This is a genomic window from Agrobacterium sp. CCNWLW32 (assembly GCF_037083425.1).
Lineage (GTDB): Bacteria > Pseudomonadota > Alphaproteobacteria > Rhizobiales > Rhizobiaceae > Agrobacterium > Agrobacterium radiobacter.
The window spans coordinates 100,973-127,158 of record NZ_JBAOJM010000005.1; the positions used below are offsets into that span (position 1 = coordinate 100,973).

General features: G+C 58.6%; 29 protein-coding genes. 20 read left to right on the plus strand and 9 right to left on the minus strand.

The window, feature by feature from the left end:
- The first annotated feature begins 16 nt into the window (after window positions 1–16).
- The 3 genes from cobA (at window position 17) to V6R85_RS13295 (ending at window position 3,586) form a co-directional block, all read left to right on the plus strand.
- The gene (gene cobA, locus V6R85_RS13285; RefSeq protein ID WP_020010742.1) at window positions 17–805 is read left to right on the plus strand and encodes a uroporphyrinogen-III C-methyltransferase; all 789 of its coding nucleotides are present in this window, start codon (window positions 17–19) and stop codon (window positions 803–805) included.
- On the plus strand, window positions 802–2,118 hold the full coding sequence (locus V6R85_RS13290) for a cobyrinate a,c-diamide synthase (protein ID WP_003505266.1): 1,317 nt from the start codon (window positions 802–804) through the stop codon (window positions 2,116–2,118). Before cobA ends, V6R85_RS13290 begins: the two co-directional genes overlap by 4 nt.
- A 223-nt stretch (window positions 2,119–2,341) precedes the next feature.
- The gene (locus V6R85_RS13295; protein ID WP_111834643.1) at window positions 2,342–3,586 is read left to right on the plus strand and encodes a cytochrome-c peroxidase; all 1,245 of its coding nucleotides are present in this window, start codon (window positions 2,342–2,344) and stop codon (window positions 3,584–3,586) included.
- On the opposite strand, the gene leuB is transcribed toward V6R85_RS13295, so the two are convergent.
- The 3 genes from leuB to V6R85_RS13310 form a co-directional block, all read right to left on the minus strand.
- Window positions 3,567–4,679, minus strand: a complete 1,113-nt coding sequence (gene leuB / locus V6R85_RS13300) for a 3-isopropylmalate dehydrogenase (protein WP_020809681.1) — start codon at window positions 4,677–4,679, stop codon at window positions 3,567–3,569. The genes V6R85_RS13295 and leuB overlap by 20 nt on opposite strands.
- A gap of 222 nt (window positions 4,680–4,901) precedes the next feature.
- Window positions 4,902–5,507 carry a 3-isopropylmalate dehydratase small subunit gene (gene leuD / locus V6R85_RS13305; RefSeq protein ID WP_003505261.1) on the minus strand — a complete coding sequence of 202 codons (606 nt, stop codon included), beginning with the start codon at window positions 5,505–5,507 and terminating at the stop codon, window positions 4,902–4,904.
- A gap of 164 nt (window positions 5,508–5,671) precedes the next feature.
- Window positions 5,672–5,902: a hypothetical protein gene (locus V6R85_RS13310; protein ID WP_003505260.1), complete on the minus strand. Its 231-nt coding sequence runs from the start codon at window positions 5,900–5,902 to the stop codon at window positions 5,672–5,674.
- Window positions 5,903–6,012: 110 nt separating this feature from the next.
- On the opposite strand from V6R85_RS13310, the gene V6R85_RS13315 reads away from it, so the two are divergent.
- Both V6R85_RS13315 and V6R85_RS13320 read left to right on the plus strand, forming a co-directional pair.
- Complete coding sequence (locus V6R85_RS13315) at window positions 6,013–6,924, plus strand: HpcH/HpaI aldolase/citrate lyase family protein (protein WP_162695547.1); 912 nt, start codon at window positions 6,013–6,015, stop codon at window positions 6,922–6,924.
- Entirely contained in the window at window positions 6,921–7,127 is a 207-nt protein-coding gene (locus tag V6R85_RS13320) for a DUF1737 domain-containing protein (protein ID WP_080866492.1), read from the plus strand. The genes V6R85_RS13315 and V6R85_RS13320 overlap by 4 nt, the downstream gene beginning before the upstream one ends.
- A 676-nt stretch (window positions 7,128–7,803) precedes the next feature.
- Here the strand turns inward: V6R85_RS13320 and V6R85_RS13325 are convergent.
- Window positions 7,804–8,244 (minus strand): metallopeptidase family protein, encoded by a 441-nt coding sequence (locus tag V6R85_RS13325; RefSeq protein WP_080866490.1) that lies wholly within the window; start codon window positions 8,242–8,244, stop codon window positions 7,804–7,806.
- Window positions 8,245–8,576: 332 nt separating this feature from the next.
- On the opposite strand from V6R85_RS13325, the gene rplU reads away from it, so the two are divergent.
- The 14 genes from rplU to V6R85_RS13395 all read left to right on the plus strand — a co-directional run bounded on the left by rplU (window position 8,577) and on the right by V6R85_RS13395 (window position 20,759).
- On the plus strand, window positions 8,577–8,891 hold the full coding sequence (gene rplU / locus V6R85_RS13330) for a 50S ribosomal protein L21 (protein ID WP_003492690.1): 315 nt from the start codon (window positions 8,577–8,579) through the stop codon (window positions 8,889–8,891).
- Between the two features lie 40 nt (window positions 8,892–8,931).
- Complete coding sequence (gene rpmA / locus V6R85_RS13335; RefSeq protein WP_003492686.1) at window positions 8,932–9,201, plus strand: 50S ribosomal protein L27; 270 nt, start codon at window positions 8,932–8,934, stop codon at window positions 9,199–9,201.
- A 131-nt stretch (window positions 9,202–9,332) separates the two neighbouring features.
- Window positions 9,333–9,965, plus strand: coding sequence for a GNAT family N-acetyltransferase (locus V6R85_RS13340; protein WP_003505256.1), 633 nt, complete (start codon window positions 9,333–9,335; stop codon window positions 9,963–9,965).
- Complete coding sequence (locus V6R85_RS13345) at window positions 9,962–10,552, plus strand: GNAT family N-acetyltransferase (protein ID WP_060725329.1); 591 nt, start codon at window positions 9,962–9,964, stop codon at window positions 10,550–10,552. Before V6R85_RS13340 ends, V6R85_RS13345 begins: the two co-directional genes overlap by 4 nt.
- 169 nt (window positions 10,553–10,721) lie before the next feature.
- Window positions 10,722–11,792: a GTPase ObgE gene (obgE, locus tag V6R85_RS13350; protein ID WP_065695302.1), complete on the plus strand. Its 1,071-nt coding sequence runs from the start codon at window positions 10,722–10,724 to the stop codon at window positions 11,790–11,792.
- A complete protein-coding gene (gene proB / locus V6R85_RS13355) occupies window positions 11,789–12,958 on the plus strand; it encodes a glutamate 5-kinase (protein WP_060725331.1) in 1,170 nt (389 codons plus the stop codon). The genes obgE and proB overlap by 4 nt, the downstream gene beginning before the upstream one ends.
- Complete coding sequence (locus V6R85_RS13360; protein ID WP_035212838.1) at window positions 12,951–14,237, plus strand: glutamate-5-semialdehyde dehydrogenase; 1,287 nt, start codon at window positions 12,951–12,953, stop codon at window positions 14,235–14,237. The genes proB and V6R85_RS13360 overlap by 8 nt, the downstream gene beginning before the upstream one ends.
- A 42-nt stretch (window positions 14,238–14,279) precedes the next feature.
- Window positions 14,280–14,864 carry a nicotinate-nucleotide adenylyltransferase gene (locus V6R85_RS13365; RefSeq protein ID WP_050816429.1) on the plus strand — a complete coding sequence of 195 codons (585 nt, stop codon included), beginning with the start codon at window positions 14,280–14,282 and terminating at the stop codon, window positions 14,862–14,864.
- A 69-nt stretch (window positions 14,865–14,933) separates the two neighbouring features.
- On the plus strand, window positions 14,934–15,422 hold the full coding sequence (rsfS, locus tag V6R85_RS13370) for a ribosome silencing factor (RefSeq protein ID WP_003505248.1): 489 nt from the start codon (window positions 14,934–14,936) through the stop codon (window positions 15,420–15,422).
- A gap of 158 nt (window positions 15,423–15,580) precedes the next feature.
- Window positions 15,581–16,063, plus strand: a complete 483-nt coding sequence (rlmH, locus tag V6R85_RS13375; protein WP_003505246.1) for a 23S rRNA (pseudouridine(1915)-N(3))-methyltransferase RlmH — start codon at window positions 15,581–15,583, stop codon at window positions 16,061–16,063.
- A 159-nt stretch (window positions 16,064–16,222) separates the two neighbouring features.
- Window positions 16,223–17,620: a murein hydrolase activator EnvC family protein gene (locus V6R85_RS13380; protein ID WP_111834614.1), complete on the plus strand. Its 1,398-nt coding sequence runs from the start codon at window positions 16,223–16,225 to the stop codon at window positions 17,618–17,620.
- Complete coding sequence (locus V6R85_RS13385; RefSeq protein ID WP_003505242.1) at window positions 17,610–18,938, plus strand: S41 family peptidase; 1,329 nt, start codon at window positions 17,610–17,612, stop codon at window positions 18,936–18,938. Before V6R85_RS13380 ends, V6R85_RS13385 begins: the two co-directional genes overlap by 11 nt.
- A 62-nt stretch (window positions 18,939–19,000) precedes the next feature.
- A complete protein-coding gene (locus V6R85_RS13390) occupies window positions 19,001–20,200 on the plus strand; it encodes a divergent polysaccharide deacetylase family protein (protein WP_111834615.1) in 1,200 nt (399 codons plus the stop codon).
- A 46-nt stretch (window positions 20,201–20,246) separates the two neighbouring features.
- On the plus strand, window positions 20,247–20,759 hold the full coding sequence (locus V6R85_RS13395) for an RNA pyrophosphohydrolase (RefSeq protein ID WP_080570260.1): 513 nt from the start codon (window positions 20,247–20,249) through the stop codon (window positions 20,757–20,759).
- A 42-nt stretch (window positions 20,760–20,801) separates the two neighbouring features.
- Here the strand turns inward: V6R85_RS13395 and bfr are convergent, their stop codons facing one another.
- The 4 genes from bfr to V6R85_RS13415 form a co-directional block, all read right to left on the minus strand.
- Window positions 20,802–21,287, minus strand: a complete 486-nt coding sequence (bfr, locus tag V6R85_RS13400; RefSeq protein ID WP_003505236.1) for a bacterioferritin — start codon at window positions 21,285–21,287, stop codon at window positions 20,802–20,804.
- Entirely contained in the window at window positions 21,253–21,564 is a 312-nt protein-coding gene (locus V6R85_RS13405) for a (2Fe-2S)-binding protein (protein ID WP_003505234.1), read from the minus strand. Before V6R85_RS13405 ends, bfr begins: the two co-directional genes overlap by 35 nt.
- Before the next feature lie 268 nt (window positions 21,565–21,832).
- Window positions 21,833–22,558, minus strand: a complete 726-nt coding sequence (phbB, locus tag V6R85_RS13410) for an acetoacetyl-CoA reductase (protein ID WP_060725465.1) — start codon at window positions 22,556–22,558, stop codon at window positions 21,833–21,835.
- Between the two features lie 171 nt (window positions 22,559–22,729).
- Window positions 22,730–23,911, minus strand: coding sequence for an acetyl-CoA C-acetyltransferase (locus V6R85_RS13415; protein ID WP_003505229.1), 1,182 nt, complete (start codon window positions 23,909–23,911; stop codon window positions 22,730–22,732).
- Window positions 23,912–24,154: 243 nt separating this feature from the next.
- Here V6R85_RS13415 and phaR point away from each other — a divergent pair, with 243 nt between their 5' ends.
- Window positions 24,155–24,730, plus strand: a complete 576-nt coding sequence (gene phaR, locus V6R85_RS13420) for a polyhydroxyalkanoate synthesis repressor PhaR (RefSeq protein WP_003520279.1) — start codon at window positions 24,155–24,157, stop codon at window positions 24,728–24,730.
- Between the two features lie 56 nt (window positions 24,731–24,786).
- Here phaR and V6R85_RS13425 read toward each other — a convergent pair whose 3' ends face one another.
- Window positions 24,787–26,163: an MFS transporter gene (locus V6R85_RS13425; RefSeq protein WP_111834616.1), complete on the minus strand. Its 1,377-nt coding sequence runs from the start codon at window positions 26,161–26,163 to the stop codon at window positions 24,787–24,789.
- Between the last annotated feature and the right edge of the window lie 23 nt (window positions 26,164–26,186).

Genomic DNA, 26,186 nt, shown 5'->3' on the forward strand with positions numbered 1-26,186 from the left:
AAAGCAGCCAAGAAGAATGTCGATACCGCAGATTTTGAACAGCATTGCCGCAAAAGGTCCGGTCTTCCAGGCCGGTCACGTCTGGCTCGCGGGCGCAGGGCCGGGCGATGTGCGTTATCTGACGCTGGAAGTGGCGCTCGCGCTGTCTCAGGCCGACGTCATCGTGCGCGATGCTTTGGTGAGCGACGATGTCGTCGCTTTGGGTCCGCAGGCAGAGATTGTTTTTGCCGGTAAAAGGGGCGGCAAGCCTTCCGCAACGCAGGATGACATTACCGCTTCGCTGATCGATTTCGCCGGCCAAGGCAAAAAGGTGCTGCGGCTGAAGGGCGGCGATCCCTTTATTTTCGGGCGTGGCGGTGAAGAGGCGGAGGCGCTTGTCCATGCCGGCATTCCGTTTCGCATATTGCCTGGGATGACCTCGTCGTTCACAGCGCTTGCTTCAGCCCGCATTCCCGCCACCATGCGCGGCATCAGCCGCGCCGTGACTCTCGCCACGGGCCACGCAGCGGGCACGGAAGAGGATCTGGACTGGCTGGCGCTGGCGAAAACACGGGAACCCATCGTCGTTTACATGGGGCTGAAGAATATTGGCACGATCGCCGGTCTTCTGATGCAGGGCGGCCGTTCCGGCGAAACGCCGGTCGCCGTCATCATGTCGGCAACGACTGCGCTGGAGCGGATTTTCATCGGCAAGCTGGAAAGCATAGCTGACGATGCAATCAGGGAAAATTTCGAAGCGCCGGCTTTGATCGTTATCGGCGAGATTGTTTCGATGCGGGCGCGTCTTGGAGTTTCCGGCTCATGACGGCGCGGGCGATCATCATTGGCGCGCCACGCTCGGGTTCTGGCAAGACCAGCGTGACCATCGGCCTGCTCCGGGCCTTTGCCCGGCGCGGTATCAAGGTGCGCGGCATCAAGACAGGGCCGGATTACATCGATCCCGGTTTCCACACCTTCGCCACCGGCACACCGGGTCTTAATCTGGATAGCTGGGCCATGCGGCCAGACTTGCTGCGACATCTTTTTTCGCAACAGACGGAAGATGCGGAACTCGTTCTTATCGAAAGCGCCATGGGCCTGTTCGACGGCATTCCGGTTGCGGAAAATCGCACGGGTTCGGCGGCGGATCTGGCGCGGCTGTTCGGCATTCCCGTGCTGCTCGTGCTGGATGTGTCCGGTCAGTCGCAGACGGCCGCTGCCGTCGCCCACGGTTTTGCTCACTACGATCCGGCCGTTACCATGGCGGCGGTTGTGTTGAACCGGGCGGGCAGCGAAAGACATCGGACGCTGTGCACGGAAGCGATCGAAAAAATCGGCCTTCCCGTTGCCGGCTGCGTGCTGCGTGATCCTTCGCTCATCCTGCCCGAAAGGCATCTGGGGCTGGTGCAGGCCAGCGAACATCCGGAGATCGATGCACATATAGAACGACTGGCCGATGCGATGGAAAAATCCATCGATCTCGATGCCTTGCTTTCACTCGCCGCGCCGGTGGACGTGCCTTCAGGCTCGGTGGATGCGGCAATCGCACCGCCCGGTCAGCGTATCGCGCTGGCGGAGGATGCGGCGTTCACCTTCCTTTACCCGCATCTTAGGAAGCATTGGCAGGCGGCCGGGGCCGAGATCGTGCCGTTCTCACCGCTCGCGGATGAGGCGCCCGACGACAGCTGTGATATCTGCTGGCTACCCGGCGGATATCCCGAGCTTTTCGCCGGGAAGCTTGCGGATGCGGCTGGTTTCAAGGCAGGTATTGCCCGCTTTGCCGCGACAAAGCCTGTGCACGGCGAGTGCGGCGGTTACATGGTGCTCGGCGAGGCGTTGGAAGATGCGGATGGGGTGACCCACGCAATGACCGGGCTTCTGTCGCATGCCACCAGCTTTGCGACGCGCAAGATGAATCTAGGCTACCGGCAGGCAACAATTGCGGCAAGCGGCCCGCTCGGCACGGCGGGGGATGTTCTGCGCGGCCATGAATTCCATTATGCGCGGGTTACTGATGCCGGCAGCGATGAGCCCTTCGCCCAGATTGCTGACGGGCAGGGTCGTCCGCTGGGGCCATCGGGCGGCAGGAGAGGATTTGTCTCAGGCACCTTTTTCCATGCCATCGCCAGAGGCGGTTGACCGTTAACGGCTTTGGTCCGTGGGACCTGCGGCAAAGTGGAGCAAGCTGCGAAAGTTTGTAGGCTTGGATAACGGGAAAGTGCTATAGATCATTTTATAGGGCATGGAAGAGCGGAGTTGTCTGCCGTGATCCATGTTCGGTGAAGCGCAGCCGGACCGAAAGCCGCTTCATATTTCCTGGTCCGAACCTGCCCTCGCGCATTCATATCGAGCGTGCCTACCGATGATGAAACCCGGATTTTTTGTCTCTGCCGCTCTCGCTGCGACCATTTTGCTGGCCCCTTTGGGAACCGACGGCACGGTCGCCCACGACGGTGAAGATTACGCAACGCTGGAAAAGCTCGGTGGAGCGCTGTTCGACGATCCCAACCTTTCGATGAACCGCACCATGGCCTGTTCCACCTGCCATATGCAGGCTGCCGGGTTTTCCGATGCGCGGGAGAGCGAAAAGGTCGGGCGGGACGTCTCTCTCGGCGACGATGGGATTTCGCTGGGCGACCGCAATGCGCCGACTGCAGCTTATGCCCGCTTCACGCCGCCTTTCGGCAGGAATGCGGCGGGCGAGTATGTCGGCGGGCAATTCTGGGATGGCCGCGCCTCTCTGCTCGAAGATCAGGCGGGCGGTCCGCCGCTTAATCCCCTCGAAATGGGCATGCCGGACAAGACCTCGGTCGTCAAACGGCTCCGGGAAAACCCGGATTATGTCGCGGCTTTCGGCACGAAGTTCGGCAAGGATGTTTTTGAGAGCGACGACACTGCCTATGCCGCGATGACGAAGGCGCTGGCGAGCTTCGAGCGCTCCGATGAATTTTCCACCTTCGATTCCAAATATGACCGTTTCCTGCGCGGCGAGGAGAAGCTGACCGATCAGGAAGAGCTGGGTCGGGTCCTGATCTCCTCGACGCAATTTACCAATTGCAATACCTGCCACGAAATCCGCGGCGCCAAGGGCCTGGAAGACGGCCTCTTCACCAACCACAAATATTTCAACATCGGCGTTCCCGCCAATACATCGGTTCGGGCCGTGAACGGCTCCAAGCCGGGCGCGGTCGATCTGGGGCTGGCGCAAAATCCTGAAGTTGCCGGCGATGCCGCCCAGCGCGGCAAATTCAAGGTGCCGACGCTGCGCAATGTCGCCGTCACCGGTCCTTACATGCACAACGGCGTATTTAGGGATTTGCGTACGGTGGTGCTGTTTTATGTGAAATATAAAAGCAAGAAGCCCAGCCGCCAGATCAACCCGGAAACCGGCAAGACGTGGGATGCGCCGGAAGTGCCTGAAAATATCGCCATGACGGAACTGACATCCGCACCGGCGCTGGACGACAAGCGTGTGGACGCCATTGTCGCATTTCTGAAGACGCTGACTGACAAAAGATATGAGCATCTTCTGCCGAAAGAAGATGGACAGGCGAACGTGCCGCCTGCCCAGCCGGTTTCATCAAGCGTTACGCCGAAAGCGCCTTGAATTCGGCGAGAACCGCGTCGCCCATTTCGGAGGTGCCGACCTGGCGGCTGCCCTCGGCCATGATGTCGGCGGTGCGGATGCCCTTGTCGAGCACGTTTGCGATTGCGGTTTCGAGCTTTGTCGCCTCATCCACCATGTTGAACGAGTAGCGAAGGCACATGGCAAAGGACGCGATCATGGCGATGGGGTTGGCGATGCCCTTGCCGGCAATGTCAGGGGCCGAACCGTGGACCGGCTCATACATGGCCTTGCGCTTGCCGGTCTTGGCGTCAGGTGCGCCGAGAGAGGCGGACGGCAGCATACCGAGCGAGCCGGTGAGCATGGCGGCGACGTCGGAGAGCATGTCGCCGAAGAGATTGTCGGTGACGATCACGTCGAACTGCTTGGGCTTGCGCACCAGCTGCATGCCGCCGGCATCGGCCAGCATATGTTCCAGCTGAACATCCCTAAACTTGGCGGAATGGGTTTCGGTGACCACCTGGTTCCACAAAACGCCTGATTTCATGACGTTGCGCTTTTCCATCGAGCAGACGCGGTTGTCACGGGTGCGGGCCAGTTCGAAAGCAACGCTGGCGATGCGCTCGATTTCGAACGTATCGTAGATCTGCGTGTCGATGCCGCGCTTCTGGCCGTTGCCGAGATCGATGATCTGCTTCGGTTCGCCGAAATAAACGCCGCCCGTCAGTTCACGGACGATGAGGATATCGAGACCCTCGACCAGCTCCGGCTTCAGCGAGGAAGCGGCAGCGAGCGCCGGATAGCAGATGGCGGGGCGCAGATTGGCGAAAAGTTCGAGATCCTTGCGCAGGCGCAGCAGGCCGGCTTCCGGGCGGTGCTCGTAGGGCACGCCATCCCATTTCGGGCCGCCAACGGCGCCGAACAGGATCGCATCGGCGGCAAGCGCCTTTTCCATATCCGCATCGGAAATAGCCACGCCATGGGCGTCGTAGGCAGAGCCGCCGACGAGGCCTTCCGAGACAGTGAAGCCGGCATTGTGCGCGCTGTTCATATAATCGATCAGCTTGCGGACCTCGGCCATGGCTTCGGGGCCGATACCGTCACCGGGCAGCAGGAAAAGCGAACGGACTGTCATGAGAACCCTCCTTGGGCGGCGCGCCGGAAAACATCACGAAGGGTTTTCGGTTGCGGCGAGCGCGGCGTCAAACTCGTTTCCGTCCTGCAGATGCAAAGTCTTATCGCAGCCGGACGGGATCGTGGGCTTCTTATCTCTGCCTCAACGGCTTTTCAAGCAAAGCAAAAGCCGATCCGGTACGGTTTGGTACGGGATCGGCTTTTTTGACGAGCGGAAATGTTGTCAGGCCCAGGGGCGGACCGAGGCGTTCGCCTTTTCGAACGTGTCGATGGCGCTGGAATGTTCGAGCGTCAGGCCGATATCATCAAGCCCGTTCAGCATGCAGTGACGCTTGAACTCATCGATCTCGAAGGTAATCGTGCCGCCATCGGGGCCGCTGATTTCCTGGCGTTCCAGATCAATCGACAGAACGGCGTTCGATCCGCGCGACGCATCGTCCAGCAGCTTTTCGAGGTTCTCGGGGCTGACGACGACAGGCAGAATGCCGTTCTTGAAACAGTTATTGTAGAAGATGTCGGCGAAGCTGGTGGAGATCACGCAGCGGATGCCGAAATCGAGAAGCGCCCATGGCGCATGTTCGCGTGAGGAGCCGCAACCGAAATTGTCGCCGGCGACAAGGATCTGGGCGTTCTGATAAGCGGGTTTGTTCAGCACGAAATCCGGATTGGGCGAGCCATCCTCAAGATAACGCGACTCGGCAAAAAGGCCCTTGCCAAGGCCGGTGCGCTTGATGGTCTTCAGATAGTCTTTCGGAATGATCATATCGGTGTCGATATTGACCACCGGCATGGGCGCGGCAACGCCCGTCAGCTTGGTGAATTTTTCCATCTGTCGCTTCCCGTGTTTCCCTTGAACATAATCCGGCGCCGACAGGCCTGCCGGATATTTTCAGCCGGGAAATACCGCAAAATTAAGCGCTTTAGAAGCGCAAACCCACGTTCTTCGGTACGCCGTGTGTGGCGCGCTGGCATTTTTGCCGATTTGAGACGATCTCAGAGATCGATAATCGTGCCCTTACCGTCGTTCCAGACGCGCATATCACGCTGGTTACGGGGCTTGACCGGAATAGGGGCCGGCTTCAAACGCGCAGAAAGCAGGCGGGCAGCGCTGAGAACCGCGAGCACGCCGACAAAAGCGACCGTAAGCGACGCGGTGAAAAGGGCGACTATCGCCAGAACTGCAATGCCGGATGCGGCGATGAAAAACGAACGTATGCCTTGCATGATCCAAACCTTTCTATCCAGACGAATGTGGGCCTTCTTCTTCCGGCTTGCAAGAGGATTCAGTGGATTGTCAGCTTGCAGATGTCACAAAAGCTTGACACAAGTGCGGCATGGTCGATTTTTCCGAAAATATTCTTGTGAGACCGCGCCGTTCGCTGCTGTCAGTTCCGGCCATTAATGTCCGGGCGCTGGAAAAAATCCGCGATCTCGATTGTGACGGGGTGATTCTCGATCTGGAGGATTCCGTCGCACCCGATATGAAGGGCAAGGCGCGGGACAATCTGGAAAAACTGTTTTCGGCGCAGTCTTTCCGCGGGCGGGAAATCGTCATTCGTATCAATCCGCTTTCGACGCCGGATGGAAAGGCGGATTTGCAACTCGTGCTTTCCTGCCGGCCGGATGCGGTTCTTTTGCCGAAGGTGGAACAGCCGGCCGATATCAATGAAGTGGCCGATCGTCTGGCTGAGGCGGATGCGCCGGAGCGCCTGAAAATCTGGGCGATGATCGAAACGCCGCTTGGTGTGCTGAATGCCGCCTCGATTGCTGACGCGGCCCATACGCCGGATGCGCGGCTTGCGGCTTTTGTCATTGGGCTCAACGACCTGCGCAAGGAAACGCGGGTTCCGGCCCTCCCAGGACGCACCTATCTCGTACCGTGGATGATGCAGGTGGTGCTTGCCGCCCGCGCCTACGGGCTCGACGTCATCGACAGCGTCTCGAACGACTTTCGCGATATCGCCGCTTTCGAAGCCGAATGTGAGCAGGGTCGCGCCATGGGGTTCGATGGCAAGATGTTGATCCACCCGGCCCAGATCGAGCCGGCCAACGGGCGCTTCGCGCCGGACGAGGCGGCGGTCGCGGAAGCGCGCGAGATCATTGCCGCTTTCGCAAAACCGGAATCTGTGGAATTGAACGTCATCAACATGAACGGTCGCATGATCGAGCGGCTGCATGTGGTTGAGGCCGAAAGGCTGGTCGACATGGCCGATATCATCGCACAAAGAAAGGCAAACAGGACGTGAAGGTCTATCGTTTCATAACCGGTCCCGACGACGCGAAATTCTGTCACCGGGTGACCGAGGCGCTGAACAAGGGCTGGGAACTCGCGGGTTCGCCGAGCTATGCCTTCAACGCCGCAAGCGGCGTCATGCATTGCGGCCAGGCCGTGACCAAGGTGGTCGAGGGCAAGGAATACCACCCGGACATCAAGCTCGGCGAGCAGTGATCTGAAGTAGAAAATCGAGTGATTCGGGTCCGTCGATCTGATTCTCTCGATTTTCTTGTTTGTTACTGAAACAAAACGAATATTAGGGCGTATTATTCACAGCCCTTGTTCGAAATGCGCGAAAATACATTAAGTGTATGTTTTTAAAATATAAAATTTGCAAATCTCATCGTGTCTTGAGATGAAATTGCCGTTGTACATAAAGTGAACAGATACGGCCTATCGCCCTAAGCTTGACTCAAAATATCGAGTCCCAACATATATTTACGAGCTCGGGGGCGGTCTCTGAGCTGGCACGACAAAGCCGAGGGTGCAACCTCGGCTCCGTGTCGAAACCACAATATCTTGGAAAGCTTGCGGATCAGCATATACACGGAGCAAAATACGCTCACAGACTCTTCTGTCAAGTTTGTCCAAGGTTGAAAACCTAACAGGACAATCACATGCATCAACAGTCTTATAAATTGACCGAAAAAGACGCGGTAGAAATTTGGTTACGGTACTGGGGTGGTGAGTTTCAGCACCACATTGCAGCTTCTTACGGCGTAAACCCGGGGCGGGTTAATGAAGTGATTAAGCGCAAACGTCTTGTGGGTAGCGAGACGGTTGCACTTTCAATGAGACGCGACCACTAGTGGCTTGAGGGTCGGCACCATAGTTTTTCGGTGCCGGTCTTTTAACGTTCGGCGGCGGCCTCGTCTGCGCTTTCTTCGATCCGTTCCATGTCGTCATCCGACAGGCCGAAATGATGGCCGATTTCATGGATCAGGACATGGGTGATGATATCGCCCAGCGTCTCCTCATTTTCGGCCCAGTAGTCGAGAATGGGGCGGCGATAAAGCGTGATGCGGTTCACCATCTCGCCCGTTTCCATGGTGAAACGTTCGGAGATGCCGCGTCCTTCGAATAATCCGAGAAGGTCGAAAGGCGTTTCGAGAGCCATGTCCTCGAACACGTCATCGGTCGGAAAATCGGCGATCTCGATGATGAGATCCTTCGTTAATGCGCGAAATTCTTCCGGCAGGTGGCCATATGCCTCGATCGCAAGCGACTCGAAGGCGGAAATTGTCGGCGCATGGCGGTCCCGCCAATCGTCGGTCTGGTCTATGCGGGCCATTTCTGCTCCTTGTTGGAAGGCCCATATAAACACTTGCTGGGCAAATTTCGAGACCTGACTGCTTCACCCGCCGAAAAAGCATGAAATTCTTGGCGTTACAGTTACTTTTCGGGCCGTCGTCATCTTGACATAAACTGGCGTCTCGCGTAATCGGCACCCAAATTGATGGCGTAATGCGCCTTCCGTTTATTCCGCCCCTTAAAAGGCGGCTTCACCGGCAGACATTCAAAGGGGCATTCTGTTCCCAAGGGTTTCTACCAAATTCCGACTGATAAAAAGACGGCCAGCTTGCATTTGCGAGCAGAGCCGGAACGAACATGAAAGGATAAAAAATGTTCGCAGTCATCAAGACCGGCGGTAAGCAGTACCGCGTAGCGGCCGACGCCGTGCTGACCATCGAAAAGCTGGAAGCAGAGGCAGGCGCAACTGTAGAATTCACCGAAGTTCTCGTTGTTGGCGAAGGCGCCGACGCCAAGTTCGGTGCTCCCTTTGTCAAGGGCGCCATCGTCAAGGCTGAAGTTGTCGAGCACAATCGCGGCAAGAAGGTCATCGCCTTCAAGAAGCGTCGTCGTCAGAACTCCAAGCGTTCGCGCGGCCATCGTCAGCATCACACTGTCGTCCGCATCACGGACATCGTTGCTGCCTGATCGGCGCGACACGGGAAACAAGGTTTAAAGGAGAACTCCAATGGCACACAAAAAAGCTGGCGGTTCCTCGCGTAACGGTCGCGATTCCGAATCCAAGCGCCTTGGCGTAAAGAAGTTCGGCGGCGAAGCTGTCATTCCAGGCAACATTATTCTGCGTCAGCGTGGCACGCAGTGGCATCCGGGCGCCAATGTTGGCATCGGCAAGGACCACACGATTTTCGCACTGACCGCAGGTAACGTGAACTTCCGTACGAAGGCCAACGGCCGCGTATTCGTATCCGTGGCTCCGAAAGCGGAAGCCGCAGAATAAGCCGGTAAGCGTCATATGCAGCCGGTGTCCCATCGACCCGGCTGAGACGTATCAGGTTCAGTCAAGAAAACAGGGGAGATGGGGCACCACCCAACTCCCCTTTTTCTTTAACCTCATGGAGGGACTGAACCATGCAAGCTGAATTGTTGAGGGTTGACCAATCACGGTCACCCGAAGAGCGGCCGAGGCCCGATCGGTCAAGGAGCGATTGCCCCGTTTTACTGTCGCAGAGGCTGGTTTTACGCAAGCCTCACGAAGAAGACATCGACGCCCTTGCCCATCTTGCCAACAATGCCAATATCGCGACCATGGTGTCGCGTATGCCGCACCCTTACACGGCCAAAGACGCCGCGGATTTTGTGCGACGCTCCAAAGCTGGCGAGATTGGCAAGTGCGTCTATGCGATTACCCGCATGGACAATGGCGAGTTTCTGGGCTGCTGCGCGCTCGAACCCCAGGAAGACGAAAAGACGCTTGAGATCGGTTACTGGCTGGGGGAACCCTACTGGAACCGGGGCTACATGACGGAAGCCGCGCATGCGCTGATCGACATGGCCTTCCGCACGCGTGAAATCGACCAGATCGATGCCCGCTGCCGGGTTACCAACATCGCTTCGCGCCGCGTCATCCAGAAGTGCGGTTTCCAGTTTCAGGGTTCCGGCATGGTCGGTTCGCTGGCGCTCGGCGGCATGGTGCCGGTCGAATGGTACCGGCTGGACCGCAAGACCTGGGTTTCGCTGAAGAGCTGGGGGGACATGGGATGAGTGCGCTAGAGCTTACCCGTCGCCGGGCTGCTGCCACTGTGGCTCCGCCCGGCCCCTGCCCTGTCATCGAGACGCGGCGTCTGGTGCTGCGCCCGCAGCGGCTTTCCGATGCCGGCAGCATTGCGGAATCGCTTGGCGATTTTGCTGTGACGAGGATGCTCGCTCGTGTTCCGGCACCCTATCACAAGCAGGATGCGCTGGAATGGTTGGTCCTGCGCACCTCAGGCACCCTGCCCGACTGGGATTTCGCCATTACCAGTGGCGACGATACCCTCATCGGCGTCGTTTCGGTGGAATTGCGGCACGGCGAGTGGCATCTCGGCTACTGGCTCAACCGCTTCTACTGGGGCAAGGGTTACATGACCGAGGCGGTGGCCGGCGTGGTTGAGCGGTTCTTCCGCCGCATGCCGGGCGTGACCCTTCATTCCGGCGTGTTTGCGGATAATCCCGCTTCGCTGCGGGTGCAGGAAAAACTCGGCTTCCGGGTGACCGGCTGCCACCAGATCTACGCCACGGCGCGCGCCGCCATGGTGGCGCATATCGACACGATGATCACGGCTGAGGATTTTGTCCGGCCGCATCGCTGACAATCAAAACAAGGCCGGTTTGCACCAAACCGGCCTTGTCTCGCACAGGGGCTTCCCGCACGATAGTCTTTGACCTTGTGAAGAAGCGCTTGTATTCGAAACGACGATATTTTTGTTTGGCGCAACGCGATTGGCGGCCGCGCCCGCAAACCGATAGAACGGCAGTCCGATGAAATTTCTCGATGAAGCAAAAGTCTATATCAAGTCCGGTGATGGCGGCGCAGGCGCGGTATCTTTCCGGCGCGAAAAATTCATCGAATTTGGTGGTCCTGACGGTGGTGATGGCGGACGTGGCGGCGATGTCTGGATTGAGGTCGTCAACGGTCTCAACACGCTGATCGACTTCCGTTTTCAGCAGCATTTCAAGGCCTCGATCGGGCAGCACGGCATGGGCAAGACCCGCAACGGCGCCAAGGGCGCGGATGTGGTGCTGAAGGTGCCTGTTGGTACCCAGATATTTGAGGAAGACAATGAGACGCTGATCATCGACCTCACCAAGGAAGGCCAGCGCTTTCGTCTTGCCGCCGGCGGTAATGGCGGTTTCGGCAATGCCTATTTCAAGTCTTCGACCAATCAGGCGCCCACCCATGCCAATCCGGGTCTTGCAGGCGAAGAAAAGACGGTCTGGCTTCGCCTGAAGCTGATCGCCGATGCCGGTCTTGTTGGATTGCCGAATGCGGGTAAATCCACATTCCTCGCGACCGTGACCCGCGCGCGGCCGAAGATCGCCAATTATCCCTTTACCACCCTCCATCCGAACCTCGGCGTGGCGACCATCGACGGCCGCGAATTCGTGCTGGCCGATATTCCCGGCCTCATCGAAGGCGCGCATGAGGGCGTGGGCATTGGTGACCGCTTCCTCGGCCATGTGGAGCGCACTCGCGTGCTTCTGCATCTGGTTTCCGCACAGGAAGAAAAGGTCGGCAAGGCCTATAAGACTGTCAAGGCCGAGCTGGACGCCTATGGTGGCGGGCTGACCGACAAGCCGGAAATCGTGGCGCTGTCACAGATCGACGTGCTCGATGAAAAAGAACTGAAAAAGAAGGCGAAGGAACTGGAAAAGGCCTGCGGCCGTCCGCCGCTTCTTCTGTCTGCCGCCGCGCATATCGGCATGACGGAAGCGCTGCGCGCCCTTCGCGACATCATCGTTTCGGCAAGCGAGGGCGGGGAGACTGCCCTGCCCGACAGGTCCATGCCGCATGAGGATAGCGAGGCCGAAGAAGAGGACGACCGCCTATGAGCCTGACGCGCAAGCCGCTGGCGAGCCACCATCGGATCGTGATCAAGATCGGGTCGGCGCTTCTGGTGGACCGAAAGACCGGTCTGAAGAAAGACTGGCTGGATGCCATCTGCGAAGATATCGCTGCGCTGAAGAAAAACGGCGCGGATGTCCAGGTCGTGTCTTCGGGCGCCATCGCGCTTGGGCGTACCGTGCTTGGCCTGCCTTCTGGTGCATTGAAGCTGGAGGAAAGCCAGGCGGCGGCGGCGGTTGGTCAGATCGCGCTGGCGCGGGCGTGGTCGGAAAGCCTGTCGCGGCATGAAATCGTTGCAGGCCAGATTCTGCTGACGCTGTCCGATACCGAGGAGCGTCGCCGTTATCTCAATGCGCGCGCCACCATCAACCAGTTGCTGAAGATCGGCGCTATCCCGATCATCAATGAAAACGATACGGTTGCGACCACCGAAATCCGTTATGGCGACAATGACCGTCTGGCAGCGCGTGTGGCGACCATGACGGGTGCCGATCTTCTGGTGCTGCTTTCGGATATTGACGGACTTTATACGGCTCCGCCGCATCTCGATCCGGACGCGAAATTCCTTGAGACGATCGCTGATATCACCCCCGAGATAGAAGCCATGGCAGGTGGTGCGGCCTCCGAGTTGTCGCGCGGTGGCATGCGCACCAAGATCGATGCGGGCAAGATTGCAACCGCTGCCGGTTGCGGCATGATCATTGCGTCAGGCAAAACGTTCAATCCGCTGAAGGCCATCGAAAACGGCGCGCGCTCCTCGTGGTTTGCACCATCAGGCACGCCGGTGACGGCACGCAAGACCTGGATTGCCGGGCAATTGCAGCCGGCCGGTGAAATCCATGTGGATGCCGGCGCGGAAAAGGCGCTCTATGCCGGAAAAAGCCTGCTTCCCGCGGGTGTGAGACTGGTGAAGGGCAATTTCGGCCGTGGGGATGCAATCGCCATTATCGGTGCGGAAGGCCGGGAAGTCGCTCGTGGTCTTGCGGGCTACGATGCGGAAGAGGCGCGCCTTATCATCGGTCACAAGTCCAACGAGATCGAGGCGATCCTCGGTTATGTCGGGCGCGCGGCCATGATCCATCGCGACGATCTCGTGATGACCGGCGCCGCCGTCAAAATTAAACATGCAAAGAAGGATGAGGTCCATGCCTGAACAGGCCGTGAAGCAGAGCCATGACATCGATGCGCTGATGATCACCATCGGCGCTCAGGCGAAAGCTGCTTCACGACCGTTGTCCATCGCCGGCACGGACCAGAAGAACCGTGCGCTGCTCGCCATGGCCTCCGCCATCGAGGCGTCGAAGGAGGCGATCCTTGCCGCCAACAGGAAGGATCTGACCGCAGCCGAGAGCGCCGGTCTTGCTGCTTCTTTCGTTGACAGGCTCACGCTCAACGATGCCCGCATCGCCGGCATTGCTGAAGGTATTCGCTCGGTTGCGGCGCTGTCCGATCCGGTCGCCGAAGTCATTGCCGCCTGGGATCGCCCCAACGGGCTGAAGATTGAGCGCGTGCGTACGCCGCTTGGCGTCATCGGCGTGATCTACGAAAGCCGCCCGAATGTGACGGCGGACGCCGGTGCTTTGTGCCTCAAGGCGGGCAATGCCGTCATCCTGCGCGGCGGCTCGGATTCGCAACATTCATCGCGTGCTATTCATGCCTGCCTCGTGGAGGGGCTGAAGATTGCCGGTCTTCCCGAGCATGCCATTCAGCTGGTGCCGGTGACCGACCGTGCGGCCGTCGGCGCACTTCTCAGCGGCCTGAACGGCACTGTTGATGTCATCGTGCCGCGCGGCGGCAAGAGCCTCGTGGCTAGGGTGCAGTCGGAAGCCCGCGTGCCGGTCTTTGCGCATCTGGAAGGCATCTGCCACATCTATGTCGACAAATCCGCCGATCTCGACATGGCAAAACGTATCGTCGTTAACGCCAAGATGAGACGCACCGGCATTTGCGGCGCGGCTGAGACATTGCTGGTGGATGCCGCTGCCGTTTCCACGCATCTCGAGCCGCTCGTCAAAGCCTTGATCGAAGCTGGCTGCGAAGTGCGCGGTTCGCAAGCTGTTCGTGATGTGGTGGCGGGTCTGGTGCCGGCAACGGAAGAGGACTGGCGCACCGAATATCTCGACGCAATCATTTCGGTTGCTGTGGTGGAGGGCATTTCCGGTGCGATAGAGCATATCGGCACCTATTCGTCCAACCATACCGAGGCGGTGATCGCCGAGGACTCTGACGTGGTTGAGCGGTTCTTCAACGAACTCGATTCGGCCATTCTGCTGCACAATGCCTCGACGCAATTTGCCGATGGCGGCGAATTCGGCATGGGTGCGGAAATCGGCATCGCCACCGGCAAGATGCATGCGCGGGGCCCGGTTGGTGTCGAGCAGCTCACCTCGTTCAAATACCGGGTGCATGGCACCGGCCAGACACGGACCTGATATTTGCCCGCTGATAAGCGCCTCGACAGACGTTATCTCACCATGCCGCATGTCGAACGCGGCATGGTCGTCGGGCTTTTCGGCGGCTCCTTCAATCCCCCCCATGCAGGCCATGCGCTTGTGGCCGAGATTGCGCTGCGCAGGCTGGGTCTCGATCAGCTCTGGTGGATCGTCACGCCGGGCAACCCGCTGAAAAGCCGTTCGGAGCTGGCGTCCCTGGAAGATCGCATCGCGGCCTGCGAAAAGCTGGTCCACGATCCACGCATCAAGGTGACGGCTTTCGAGAAAACGCTGGGGATGAGCTATACGGCCAATACACTCGCGAAGGTGAAGGCAAAAAATCCGCACGTCCGCTTCATCTGGGTCATGGGTGCCGACAATCTGAAGAGTTTTCACCATTGGCAGAAATGGCGCACCATAGCCGAGACTTTTCCAATCGCGGTGATCGATCGACCGGGTTCGACCCTGTCCTACCTCTCCTCCACCATGGCGCAGGCCTTCAGCCAGGCGCGGATAGATGAGGACGATGCCGGGGTTCTGTGGAAAAAACGCGCTCCCGCCTGGGTTTTCATTCACGGACCGCGTTCTACGCTCAGTTCCACGGCGCTGCGCAACGGCCGTAAATGACAGCTCCGATCACAAATGATGTATGCGGCTGATGTTGAAGTGCCCATATCTTGAAAAGTTAATGCTTTGATGCCACCTTCATTGTGTGACGCAGAGAATCGCGTCGCGCAGTGCCTGTTTTGTCATTCTTGGAAAGGAAAACCTCTGACAACAGTACACGCCAAGGGAAAAGCATTTGTTGCTATCCCGAAGGGTCAGGACAGTGGCGCCGATGCCGCCGGCCATGCCCTCGAAACCGTCCTCGCGAGCCTCGAGGACTCCAAGGCTGAAGATATCGTCTCTCTCAACATTGCCGGAAAATCGGCGCTTGCGGACTACATGGTTGTGGTCTCCGGGCGATCGAACAGGCATGTCTCGGCGATTTGCGAGCATCTTCTGAAAGACATGAAGGATGAAGGGTTCGGAAACGCCCGCGTCGAAGGTCTTGAGACCGGAGACTGGGTGCTGATCGATACCGGCGACATCATCGTTCATGTGTTCCGCCCGGAAATCCGCGCCTTCTACAACATTGAAAAAATGTGGGCGACGCCGGATATGCCGGAAGAGACGCTGCATTGATGCGGTGAGCCTTTGAGCGAGTGCATCGTTTCTGCCGAAGATCAATCTGACTTCGGAAACGGTGCCTCTGGCCGGAAATCAGACCGGCCGCATAGGAATCCGCAGGCTATGCTGTTAAGAGCGGGACCCTGTTGGGTCACGACGAATGCAGGTTTGCGATGCGGATTTCAATTTTTGCGGTGGGACGGCTGAAATCCGGCCCTGAAAAGGATCTTGCGGCCCGTTATATCGAGCGTCTGGCAAAGACCGGCCCGGCGATCGGGCTGGAGTTTTCGCGGGTGATCGAGGTGGGTGAAAGCCGTGCTTCCAATGCCGAGACCCGCAAACGCGAAGAAGCCGCGATGCTGGAGAAACATCTGGCCGATGGCGCTGTCCTCGTCCTGTTGGACGAGCGCGGAAAGGCACTTGATAGTCCCGCCTTTGCTTCATTTTTTGGCGATCTGCGTGATAGCGGCAAACGTGACCTTGTGATCGCCATTGGCGGGGCAGATGGGCTTGACCCCGCGCTTTACGACAGGGCGGCGGCCGTTCTCAATCTCGGCAAGCTGACATGGCCGCATCAGATCGTTCGTATCCTGATTGCCGAGCAGCTCTATCGGGCTGTCACGATCCTCTCCGGCCATCCCTATCACCGCGCCTGAACGGGTTTCCTTTCGGGGAATTGTCTCAATTTCAACATGAAGCTCCGCGACACCGCTGACTGCGGACGACTTTGGCGGCGGCCTTTCTCAGGCCTCTTGGAAGATCGCGGCAAAATCCCTAATATCGGCGCTCCTGCTTCGGCATCAAAGAAAGCTCAAATGGACACCACGCCTCAACGAAAACGGCACGCTGCCCTTGCGGGCGCGGTTATTGCTGCTTTCGTCATGGGGGGCGGTCCGACCCATTCGCGTGACGATGCGGGCGCTGCCCCGGCGGCAACCGATGCTTCCTCGCCGGATGCGCTGCAGACGCTGGAGAAGCGCCGCGACCAGAACCGGCAGGATCTGGAGGAGCTGGTCGACAGCATCGGCCTTTCGGAAGACAAGACAAGGACGCTCGAAGAAAGCATCGCCTCCCTCAATCAGGACAGCGCGCGCATTCGCGAGGAACTGATCGCATCGGCTGCCCGACGCAAGGCGCTGGAAGCCAAGATCAGCGACGGCGAGGATCGCCTGGCCAAGCTTTCGGTCCGTGAGGATGGCGTCAAGGCATCATTGCGGGAAAGACGCGGCGTGCTGGCGGAGGTTCTGGCCGCATTGCAGCGCATGGGCAGAAACCCGCCACCGGCTCTCCTCGTTTCACCTGAAGATGCACTGGCTTCCGTGCGCAGCGCCATTCTTCTCGGCGCCGTCGTGCCCGGCATTCGCGGTGAAACCGACAAGCTCGTCGCCGCTCTCAAAGAATTGACCGACGTCAGGCAGGCAATCGCTCGCGAAAAGGGTGATCTTACGGGTATGATGACGGCAAGTCTGGAAGAGGAAAAACGCCTCGACCTCCTGATTGCCGAAAATGACCGCAAGAATTCCCAGACGGCGGCCGAACTGGAGGCGGAACGCAAGCGATCTGAAGAGCTTGCGAGCAAGGCGACGAGCCTTGAGGGGCTGGTCAGTTCGCTCGAAGGCGAGATTACCTCGGTGCGGGAAGCGATGGAAAAGGCGCGGGCGGAAGAGCAGCGTCTTGCTCGTCTTTCGGAGGCGGAACGCGAGAAGGAACGCGCCGCGGCCGAGGCGGGAATGCCCGATAAAAACCGCATTGCGCCCGCATATCCCTTCGCGAGTTTGAAGGGAAAGCTGGAGTTGCCGGTGGCCGGCGAGGTGCTGCGGCGCTTCGGCGATGCGGACGGAACGGGCCACTTTTCCAAGGGAATTGTTGTCGCGAGCGGACCGGAAGCCATCGTGACGGCGCCTGCAGACGGCTTCGTGGTGTTTGCTGGAGATTTTCGCAGTTACGGCCGGATGATCATCCTCAATACGGGTAACGGATATCATGTGGTGATGACGGGCATGGACAATGTGAGGACGCGGCAGGGCATGTTCGTGTTCTCCGGAGAGCCCATCGCCTCCATGGGTGCAAAAAGAGTAGCGAGTGCAGCAGCATTGGCGCTGGAAACCGACAGGCCAACGCTCTACATTGAGTTCAGGAAAGATGGTGTACCGGTTGATTCCCAACCGTGGTGGACCGCAAAAAATACCGGAAGGGCGCACAATGATTCGTAAGGTTTCGCTTCTCCTTATCGGTGGGCTTATGGGCGCCACGGCGATGAGTGTGATTTATTCGGCGAGCATGCCGGCACAGGCGGCCGGGCCTTCGACCTATAAGGAACTGTCGATCTTTGGTGACGTGTTCGAGCGCGTGCGCGCACAATATGTGACGCCGCCGGATGACGAGAAGCTGGTGGAAAATGCCATTAACGGCATGCTCAGCTCGCTCGATCCGCATTCGAGCTTCATGAATGCCAAGGATGCCAACGATATGCGCACCCAGACCAAGGGTGAATTCGGCGGTCTCGGCATCGAAGTGACCATGGAGAACGAGCTGGTCAAGGTCATCACGCCGATCGACGACACGCCGGCTTCCCGCGCAGGCATTCTCGCCGGCGACTTCATTTCAGAAATTGACGGTACGCCGGTTCGTGGCCTGAAGCTGGAACAGGCGGTTGAAAAGATGCGCGGCGCGGTCAAGACGCCGATCAAGCTGACGATCATCCGCCAGGGCGCTGACAAGCCGCTTGAATTCACCGTCATGCGCGATGTCATTGCCGTGCGGGCCGTCAAGTCCCGCGTCGAGGGTGACAATGTCGGTTATCTGCGCGTCATCTCCTTTACCGAGAAGACCTATGATGATCTCGAAAAGGCGATCAAGAAGATCAAGGCTGATGTGCCTGCCGACAAGCTGAAGGGTTATGTGCTCGATCTGCGCCTCAACCCGGGTGGTCTGCTTGATCAGGCGATCAATGTTTCCGACGCCTTCCTCGAGCGCGGTGAGGTCGTTTCGACCCGTGGCCGCAATCCCGACGAGACCCGCCGCTTCAACGCGACGGCCGGTGATCTGACCGATGGCAAGCCGGTAATCGTGCTCGTCAACGGCGGTTCGGCTTCGGCTTCGGAAATCGTTGCCGGTGCCCTGCAGGATCTGCGTCGTGCGACCGTCGTCGGCACGCGCTCCTTCGGCAAGGGCTCGGTCCAGACGATCATCCCGCTCGGCGAGGCCGGTGCGTTGCGTCTGACCACGGCGCTTTATTACACGCCGTCGGGCAAATCGATCCAGGGCACGGGCATTACGCCTGACATCAAGGTTGAACAGCCTTTGCCGCCGGAATTGCAGGGTCGCGTCACGACCGAAGGCGAATCCAGTCTGACCGGCCATATCAAGGGCCAGAGTGAAACGGACGAAGGTTCTGGTTCCTCCGCCTACGTGCCGCCGGAAGCAAAGGACGACATCCAGCTCAACTACGCGCTGGACCTGTTGCGCGGCGCCAAGACGGATCCGTCTTTCCCGCCGAACCCGGACAAGGCTGTGGTCAACAAGCAGTAAGATAGTGCGCCGGTCAGCCGGCGCATTGTCTCGATTGCCCAACCGTTTGGACGGATCGTTCATTGCCTTCGGACCTGCGAAAACCGCTTCTAGGTCGTCAGAAAAAAAGCGCCGGTATTAACCGGCGCTTTTCCGTCATTATGGCTCTGTCGGTGCTTGCGTTTTTTTCGATCGTCGGCCTGTCCGTCTATACGGCGCTTTCGCCCGGCAATTTGCAGAAGACGGCGAGCGGGCCGGATGCACAGCCTCAGCTTGCCGACAAGACACCTGAAACCGCACTGGCCGAGGTAACGGCTCCCGGTGATGCTGCCGTTCTGCAGCCGCAAAGCGGGCGCTCCGGCGCCAATATCAATCGCGAGACAATGCCTGATGGCAATGTCGTATCGGTGTACTCCCCCCGCCCGCGCGAGGGTGACGGGCCGGTGCTGATGAGCGGCCAGACCTATGGTCAGGATCCGCGCATGGCGACGCGGCCCAATGAGGAGCTGCTGGAAGAAACCGCATTCGGCAGATTGCCGGTCGTTGGCGCGGACGGTTTGCGGCCGATGGAGCAATATGCACGGCCCTGGTCGGGCGCACGGGGCACACGGGTGGCGATCGTGGTCGGCGGGCTGGGTCTCAGCCAGACGGGGTCGCAAAAAGCGATCCGAGACCTACCGCCGGAGGTCACGCTTGGTTTTGCCGCCAGCGGCAACAGCCTGCAGCGCTGGATGCAGGAAGCGCGCCGGCAAGGACATGAAATTCTTCTTCAGATACCGCTGGAACCCTTCGGTTATCCGGGTACTAATCCCGGCCCGGACACGCTGCTGGCGGGTGACCCTGCCAAGGTCAATATCGACCGGCTGCATCGCTCCATGACAAAAATCACCAATTACACCGGCATCATGAATTATCTCGGCGGGCGCTTTCTTGCCGAGCAGGCGGCCTTGGAGCCTGTCATGCGCGACATCGGCAAGCGTGGCCTGCTGTTTCTGGATGATGGCTCCTCGGCGCAGTCGTTGAGCGGGGGGATCGCGAAGGCTATTTCCGCGCCGCAGGGCTTTGCCGATATTTTGCTCGACGGCGAAGTCACCGAAGCTTCCATTCTGCGCAAGCTGGACGAGCTGGAGCGGATTGCGCGGCGTAATGGCCAGGCGATCGGCGTTGCGTCGGCCTTCGATGAAAGCGTTGCGGCGATCTCGAAATGGTCGCGTGAGGCCGGCGGGCGCGGTATTGAGATCGTCGGTGTTTCCGCGCTTGTTTCCGGGCAGGCGGGGCAGTAAACCTTGCCTGCGACCATTTCCGGCGTTGAGACAGTGCGGGTTTCCCATGACAATCAAAGCAGAAGATTTGCCTTACCGTCCCTGTGCGGGAATAATGGTTCTGAACGCTCGGGGCCTCGTCTGGGCCGGTCGGCGTATCAAGGAAGGCAATTCCGAATATGACGGTTCACCGCAATTGTGGCAGATGCCGCAGGGCGGCATCGATGACGGCGAACGGCCTTTGACGGCCGCCATTCGCGAACTCTACGAAGAGACGGGCATGAAAACGGTGAGCCTGCTTGCGGAAGCGAGCGACTGGATTCACTATGATCTGCCGCCCGAACTGATTGGTATCGGCCTCAGGGGCAAATATCGCGGGCAGGCGCAGCGCTGGTTTGCGTTCCGCTTCGAGGGCGATGAAAGCGAAATCCAGATCGATCCGCCGCCAACCGGGCACACGGCCGAATTCGACGCATGGGACTGGAAGCCGATGGAAATCCTGCCGGAGCTCATCGTGCCTTTCAAGCGGGCGGTATACGAGAAGGTTGTGGCGGAGTTCCAGCACCTTTCCGGCAAATAAAAAAGGCGGCCTGGGCCGCCTTTTCTGTCCTGTCGCCAGTGCTTATTCCGCTTCGTTGGCGGAATCGGCATTGAGCTGGCCGTATTTCTCTTCGCCGATCTTGCCGAGCAGTTCGAGCTGGGTTTCGAGAAAGTCGATATGGCCTTCCTCGTCGATCAGCAGTTCTTCGAAAAGCTTCATGGAGACGTAGTCTCCGGCCTCATAACAGATATCGCGCGATTTCTTGTAGGAGGTGCGGGCGTCATATTCGCCGGCAAGGTCAGCTTCCAGAACTTCCTTGACGTTCTGGCCGATGCGCAGGGGCGAAACCGTCTGAAGGTTGGGATGGCCTTCAAGGAAGATGATGCGTGCGACCAGCTTGTCGGCGTGCTGCATTTCCTCGATGGATTCAGCACGTTCCTTTTTGGCGAGCTTCGTGTAGCCCCAGTCTTCCAGCAAACGATAGTGAAGCCAGTACTGGTTTACCGCACCGAGTTCGAGAAAAAGGGCCTCGTTAAGCCGCTCGATGACTTTTTTGTCGCCTTTCAATGTCCGCTCTCCTGTTCTCTTCATGGAATTGCTTCAGGCGGGACATAAAATCAAAAACATCGGCCTCAGTCGAGTGGCGACGGGCATGATATTCTTCAGTCGTTTTGATGATCAGGTCGACAACGGTCGGGAAACAGCCGCAGCAGCGGCCGCGTTTTTCCATGGCGTGATACACTTTTGCAGGAACGATGAGCTGCCAACAGTCCTCGTCGAGGAGCTCGTTAATGACGTCCCGGATATCGTGATCAGTGATGTAATTGCAGCTGCAAACCAGCATGATGGACTGCCTGTATGACGCAACACGTTGTTTTCATTCTTAAACCAAAACAGGACAGCCAATGTCAAGAAAAACCTATTAAATGAGTCGCCAAGGGTTTTCTAGACTCATTCTAAACTATACAAAAACTATCGTATTTTCATTGGTTTAGGCGGCCTGTCTTTCCTGTCTTTCATCTTCAAGTTTTTGTGCGCCGCAAATTTATCGAAGCCGAGATCACGGAAAGTTTACTGAGTTTAGGCGGCCGGCAGGGCGGCGATGGATGGCCTCAGGCGAAATATTGTCCGCCATTGGCCGTCATGGTCGAGCCGGTGATGAAGCCGGCCTCGTCGGAAACCAGAAACAGAACGCAGCGCGCGATTTCCTCGGGTTCACCCAACCGTCCTACGGGAATTTGCGGCACGATCCGTTCGGCCAGAACCTTTTCCGGGATCGCTCTTACCATCTCCGTGCCGATATAGCCGGGGCAGATGGCGTTGACGGTGATGTTGCGGCTGGCGCCCTCCTGGGCGAGCGCCTTGGTGAAGCCGATATCGCCTGCCTTCGAGGCGGAGTAGTTGGCCTGCCCTGCCTGTCCCTTCTGGCCATTGATGGAGGAAATATTGACGATGCGACCGAAGCCGCGGTCGCGCATGCCCGGCCAGACGGGGTGCGTCATGTTGAACACGCCGGTGAGGTTGGTGTCGATCACCTCGCGCCATTGCTGCGGTGTCATCTTGTGGAACATCGCATCGCGGGTGATGCCGGCATTGTTGACGAGGACTTCGACAGGCCCCAAAGTCTCTTCCACCTTCGCAATGCCACTGACGCAGGCGTCATAGTCGCGCACATCCCACTGGAATGCAGGGATGCCGGTTTCTTTCTGGAATGCTTCCGCCCTGTCCGTCGTGAAAGCGTAATTGACGGCCACGCGGTAGCCGGCCGCCTGCAGGGCGCGGGCGATTGCGGCGCCTATGCCGCTCGTCCCGCCGGAAATCAAAGCAACCCGGCTCATATCGGCCTCCATGACCTGTCATTGAAGCGCCTGCATATGCGAGGATGCTTCCATATCTTGCAGAAGTTTTTCGTCGCGCTCACCGGCCACAGAAATGCGGCCAATGGGAGGCCGCTTCTAACCTATTGCACGCCGAACCGGAATTGCTTTTTGACAAGTCAGGCGGTGGTTTCAGAGTGCTTCGATGCACATGGCGACACCCATGCCGCCGCCGATGCAGAGCGTTGCGAGACCCTTCGACACGTTGCGGCGGCGCATTTCGAAAATCAGGGTGTTAAGGACGCGCGCACCGGAGGCGCCGATCGGATGGCCGATGGCAATCGCCCCGCCATTGACGTTGACGATATCAGGATCAAGACCAAGTTCGCGCACCACCGCGCAGGACTGGGCCGCAAAGGCTTCGTTGGCTTCCACAAGGCCAATATCGCTGATCGACCAGCCAGCCTTGGCCAGCGCCTTGCGGGAGGCGGGGATGGGGCCGGTGCCCATGATCTGCGGATCGACACCTGCCGTCGCCCAGGAGGCGATACGGGCCAGCGGCTTGATACCGCGCTTTCCCGCCTCCTGTTCCGACATCAAAAGCGTGGCGGCGGCACCATCATTCAGACCGGAGGCGTTGCCCGCCGTCACGGTGCCTTCCTTGTCAAAGGCGGGGCGCAGCTTGGCCATCGTTTCCAGTGAAGCGCCAGCGCGGATATGTTCATCCGCATCGATGACGATATCGGCCTTGCGGCCTTTGACCGTGAAGGCAACGATCTCGTCAGTGAAACGACCGGCATTCTGCGCGGCTTCGGCCTTATTTTGCGATGCGACCGCAAATTGGTCCTGTTCATCGCGGGAAAGCTGCCATTGGCGTGCGATGTTTTCAGCAGTGATGCCCATGTGATAGCCGTAAAAGGCGTCAGTCAGGCCGTCTTTCAGCATGGTGTCGATCATCTTGAAATCGCCCATCTTCACGCCGCCGCGCAAATGGGCGCAGTGGGGCGCCATGGACATGGATTCCTGGCCGCCGGCAATAACGATGGCCGCATCGCCGGTAACGATCTGCTGCATGCCAAGGGCCACGGCGCGCAGGCCGGAACCACAGAGCTGATTGAGACCGAAGGCGGTTGCTTCCTGGGGAATTCCGGCCTTCATCGCCGCCTGCCGCGCCGGGTTCTGCCCTTCGCCCGCCGTCAGGACCTGACCGAGAATGACTTCATCGATTTCGCCAGCCGCGACGCCGGCGCGTTCCAGCACGGCGCTGATGACGGTCGCCCCCAGTTCATGGGCTGGCGTATTGGCAAAGTGGCCATTGAAAGAGCCGACTGCGGTGCGCGCGGCGCTGGCAATTACGATTGAAGGCAGGGTCATTAGTTTTCTCCTCACTTGCGGGCGGAGACTGGCAAAGCTTTCAATACAAGTCAAATGGCGAAAGTTGCTTTAAAAGATGTTGCTAAATCACGCTGGAATCTTGCGGAAAATTGCTGCGCAAAAAACAAACTGTTGCGATGCACAAAACATTTGTCAGAGGGCTTGTTTTGCGCATACACTTTGCGGTGGGAAGAGCAATAACACCAAAAAACAAGAAAATACCATCATCGCGAGGAGGCGGGCATGGCGAAACACGACGGCGAAACAATCATTAAAAAATACGCCAACAGGCGGCTCTATAATACCGGCACCAGTACCTATGTGACGCTTGATGATCTGGCGCAGATGGTCAAACGCGGCGAGGACTTCAAGGTTCAGGATGCCAAATCATCAGAGGATATTACCCACGCGGTCCTGACGCAGATCATCGTCGAACAGGAGGCCAAAACCGGCAATACGCTGCTACCGACGGCGTTTCTGCGGCAATTGATCTCCTATTACGGCGACCAGATGCAGATGGTGGTGCCGACATTTCTCGAACATTCGATGAAGACCTTCTCCGATCAGCAGAGCCAGATGCAGGAGCACATGGCCAAGGCCTTCGGCGACGGTTCGCTGGCGCGCAATTTCCAGGCGCCGCTGCAGATGATGGAAGAGCAGATCCGCCGCAACACTGAACTCTTCCGCCAGGCGATGCAGGGCTTCACGCCTTTCGCAATGCCGCAGGCGCCCAAGGAAACCCGCAAGCCGAATGCATCCGAAATCGATGAGCTGAAGGCGCAGTTGCGCGCATTGCAGCAAAAGCTCGATCAGCTCTGATCCTGTCGGGCCGATGCCCGGTTTCAGCAAACCGCATCGGATTTTGCTTCAGACTTTCAGCCTGCCGTTCTTTCCGGCACGCGCAGCAATAGTAGGAACCCTGATCCCAGAAATACGATGAGCGTCGCCATGCCGATATGGGCCGAGCCGCTTATTGTGGTTGCTATGGAAAACGACAGCGTCGCCATGAAGCTGGTGGCGCGTCCGGAGAGCGCATAAATACCGAAATAACGGCCCGCCTCCGCCACGGTGATGTTGCGGGCGAGATAAGATCGTGACGAGGCCTGAACGGGGCCGAAGGCAAGGCCGATCAACACACCATAAAGCAGATAGGCCTTTTCCGCGCCGGTGGCGAAGATGCCGCCATTATCTGCGGTCGATAATTGTAGCAGGCCGAAAAGGGTGGAGTCTTTGTCCGTCGAGACGAGTCCGAGCGTCGCGAGCAGCAGGAGCGACAGGCTAATCAGAATGGTGATACGAGAACCGAGTGTCTGATCGACGCGCCCGGCCGTGAAACAGCCTGCGATGGCAACTATATTAAGCAAAATGCCAAAAAGGCCTATTTCCATAGTTTCCCAGCCGAACATTCCGGCAGCAAACGTTCCTCCGAGGATGATGAGCCCATTCACGCCATCCTGATACAGCATCCGGGCGATGAAAAATCGTAGCAGAAGCGGGCGGCTGCGCAGCTCACGCAACGTGTTGTTAAGTTCAGAAAGCCCTGAGCGGATCGCCACGCCGAAGGGCAGGCCCCTTCTCGCATCGGGCGTGAACAGGAACATTGGTAGAATGAAGACGAGATACCAGATTGCGGCAATTGGCCCGGTTACTCGCGCATCCGCACCGCTGGCGGGGTCCAGTCCTAAGAGCGGCGTAATTCCGGCCAATGTCAGCCCGGTTTTAGGGCTTACGGCCAGAAGCGTCACCACGGCGGTCAGCACCACCATCCCGCCGAGATAACCAAGCCCCCAGGCGAGATTGGAAATGCGCCCGACATTTTGCGGATTGGTCAGCCGCGGCATCATGGAATCGTTGAAGACAATCGAGAATTCGGCCGCGATGGAAGCGAGGATAATACAGATAATCGGCAGGATGAGCGGCGATCCCGGTGTTGCGAACCACAGGAAGAAAAGACTGACGATCTTGATGGCGGCAAAAAAGGCGATCCACGGCTTGCGTGCGCCGGACTGGTCGGCGATGGAGCCGAGAATGGGGGAGAAGAGGGCGATGATGATCGACGACACCGTCGCCATGTTGCTCCATGTCGCCTGCGCCGAAATCGGATCGTCGGTGAGCCGTGCGACGAAATAGGGTCCGAAAACGAAGGTTGTGACGACCGTGAAAAACGGCTGCGCCGCCCAGTCGAACATCACCCAGCCCCAGATGCCGCGTTTGGCAACCACTGTTTCCGCATTTGGGGAAGGGGCAGTCATTCATCGTCCTATCGGAAAATCGG

Bases quoted from the DNA above. Each gene is read 5' to 3' on its own strand.
- V6R85_RS13395 (WP_080570260.1), top strand. From the start codon at position 20,247: ATGACAATCAAAGCAGAAGATTTGCCTTACCGTCCCTGTGCGGGAATA.
- V6R85_RS13310 (WP_003505260.1), bottom strand. From the start codon at position 5,902: ATGCAAGGCATACGTTCGTTTTTCATCGCCGCATCCGGCATTGCAGTT.
- V6R85_RS13345 (WP_060725329.1), top strand. From the start codon at position 9,962: ATGAGTGCGCTAGAGCTTACCCGTCGCCGGGCTGCTGCCACTGTGGCT.
- V6R85_RS13415 (WP_003505229.1), bottom strand. From the start codon at position 23,911: ATGACCCTGCCTTCAATCGTAATTGCCAGCGCCGCGCGCACCGCAGTC.
- V6R85_RS13325 (WP_080866490.1), bottom strand. From the start codon at position 8,244: ATGGCCCGCATAGACCAGACCGACGATTGGCGGGACCGCCATGCGCCG.
- leuD (WP_003505261.1), bottom strand. From the start codon at position 5,507: ATGGAAAAATTCACCAAGCTGACGGGCGTTGCCGCGCCCATGCCGGTG.
- V6R85_RS13315 (WP_162695547.1), top strand. From the start codon at position 6,013: ATGGTCGATTTTTCCGAAAATATTCTTGTGAGACCGCGCCGTTCGCTG.
- rpmA (WP_003492686.1), top strand. From the start codon at position 8,932: ATGGCACACAAAAAAGCTGGCGGTTCCTCGCGTAACGGTCGCGATTCC.
- phbB (WP_060725465.1), bottom strand. From the start codon at position 22,558: ATGAGCCGGGTTGCTTTGATTTCCGGCGGGACGAGCGGCATAGGCGCC.
- obgE (WP_065695302.1), top strand. From the start codon at position 10,722: ATGAAATTTCTCGATGAAGCAAAAGTCTATATCAAGTCCGGTGATGGC.
- proB (WP_060725331.1), top strand. From the start codon at position 11,789: ATGAGCCTGACGCGCAAGCCGCTGGCGAGCCACCATCGGATCGTGATC.
- V6R85_RS13290 (WP_003505266.1), top strand. From the start codon at position 802: ATGACGGCGCGGGCGATCATCATTGGCGCGCCACGCTCGGGTTCTGGC.
- leuB (WP_020809681.1), bottom strand. From the start codon at position 4,679: ATGACAGTCCGTTCGCTTTTCCTGCTGCCCGGTGACGGTATCGGCCCC.
- rlmH (WP_003505246.1), top strand. From the start codon at position 15,581: ATGCGGATTTCAATTTTTGCGGTGGGACGGCTGAAATCCGGCCCTGAA.
- V6R85_RS13425 (WP_111834616.1), bottom strand. From the start codon at position 26,163: ATGACTGCCCCTTCCCCAAATGCGGAAACAGTGGTTGCCAAACGCGGC.
- rsfS (WP_003505248.1), top strand. From the start codon at position 14,934: ATGCCACCTTCATTGTGTGACGCAGAGAATCGCGTCGCGCAGTGCCTG.
- V6R85_RS13295 (WP_111834643.1), top strand. From the start codon at position 2,342: ATGATGAAACCCGGATTTTTTGTCTCTGCCGCTCTCGCTGCGACCATT.
- cobA (WP_020010742.1), top strand. From the start codon at position 17: ATGTCGATACCGCAGATTTTGAACAGCATTGCCGCAAAAGGTCCGGTC.
- V6R85_RS13385 (WP_003505242.1), top strand. From the start codon at position 17,610: ATGATTCGTAAGGTTTCGCTTCTCCTTATCGGTGGGCTTATGGGCGCC.
- V6R85_RS13340 (WP_003505256.1), top strand. From the start codon at position 9,333: ATGCAAGCTGAATTGTTGAGGGTTGACCAATCACGGTCACCCGAAGAG.
- phaR (WP_003520279.1), top strand. From the start codon at position 24,155: ATGGCGAAACACGACGGCGAAACAATCATTAAAAAATACGCCAACAGG.
- V6R85_RS13405 (WP_003505234.1), bottom strand. From the start codon at position 21,564: ATGCTGGTTTGCAGCTGCAATTACATCACTGATCACGATATCCGGGAC.
- V6R85_RS13365 (WP_050816429.1), top strand. From the start codon at position 14,280: ATGCCGCATGTCGAACGCGGCATGGTCGTCGGGCTTTTCGGCGGCTCC.
- rplU (WP_003492690.1), top strand. From the start codon at position 8,577: ATGTTCGCAGTCATCAAGACCGGCGGTAAGCAGTACCGCGTAGCGGCC.
- V6R85_RS13380 (WP_111834614.1), top strand. From the start codon at position 16,223: ATGGACACCACGCCTCAACGAAAACGGCACGCTGCCCTTGCGGGCGCG.
- V6R85_RS13360 (WP_035212838.1), top strand. From the start codon at position 12,951: ATGCCTGAACAGGCCGTGAAGCAGAGCCATGACATCGATGCGCTGATG.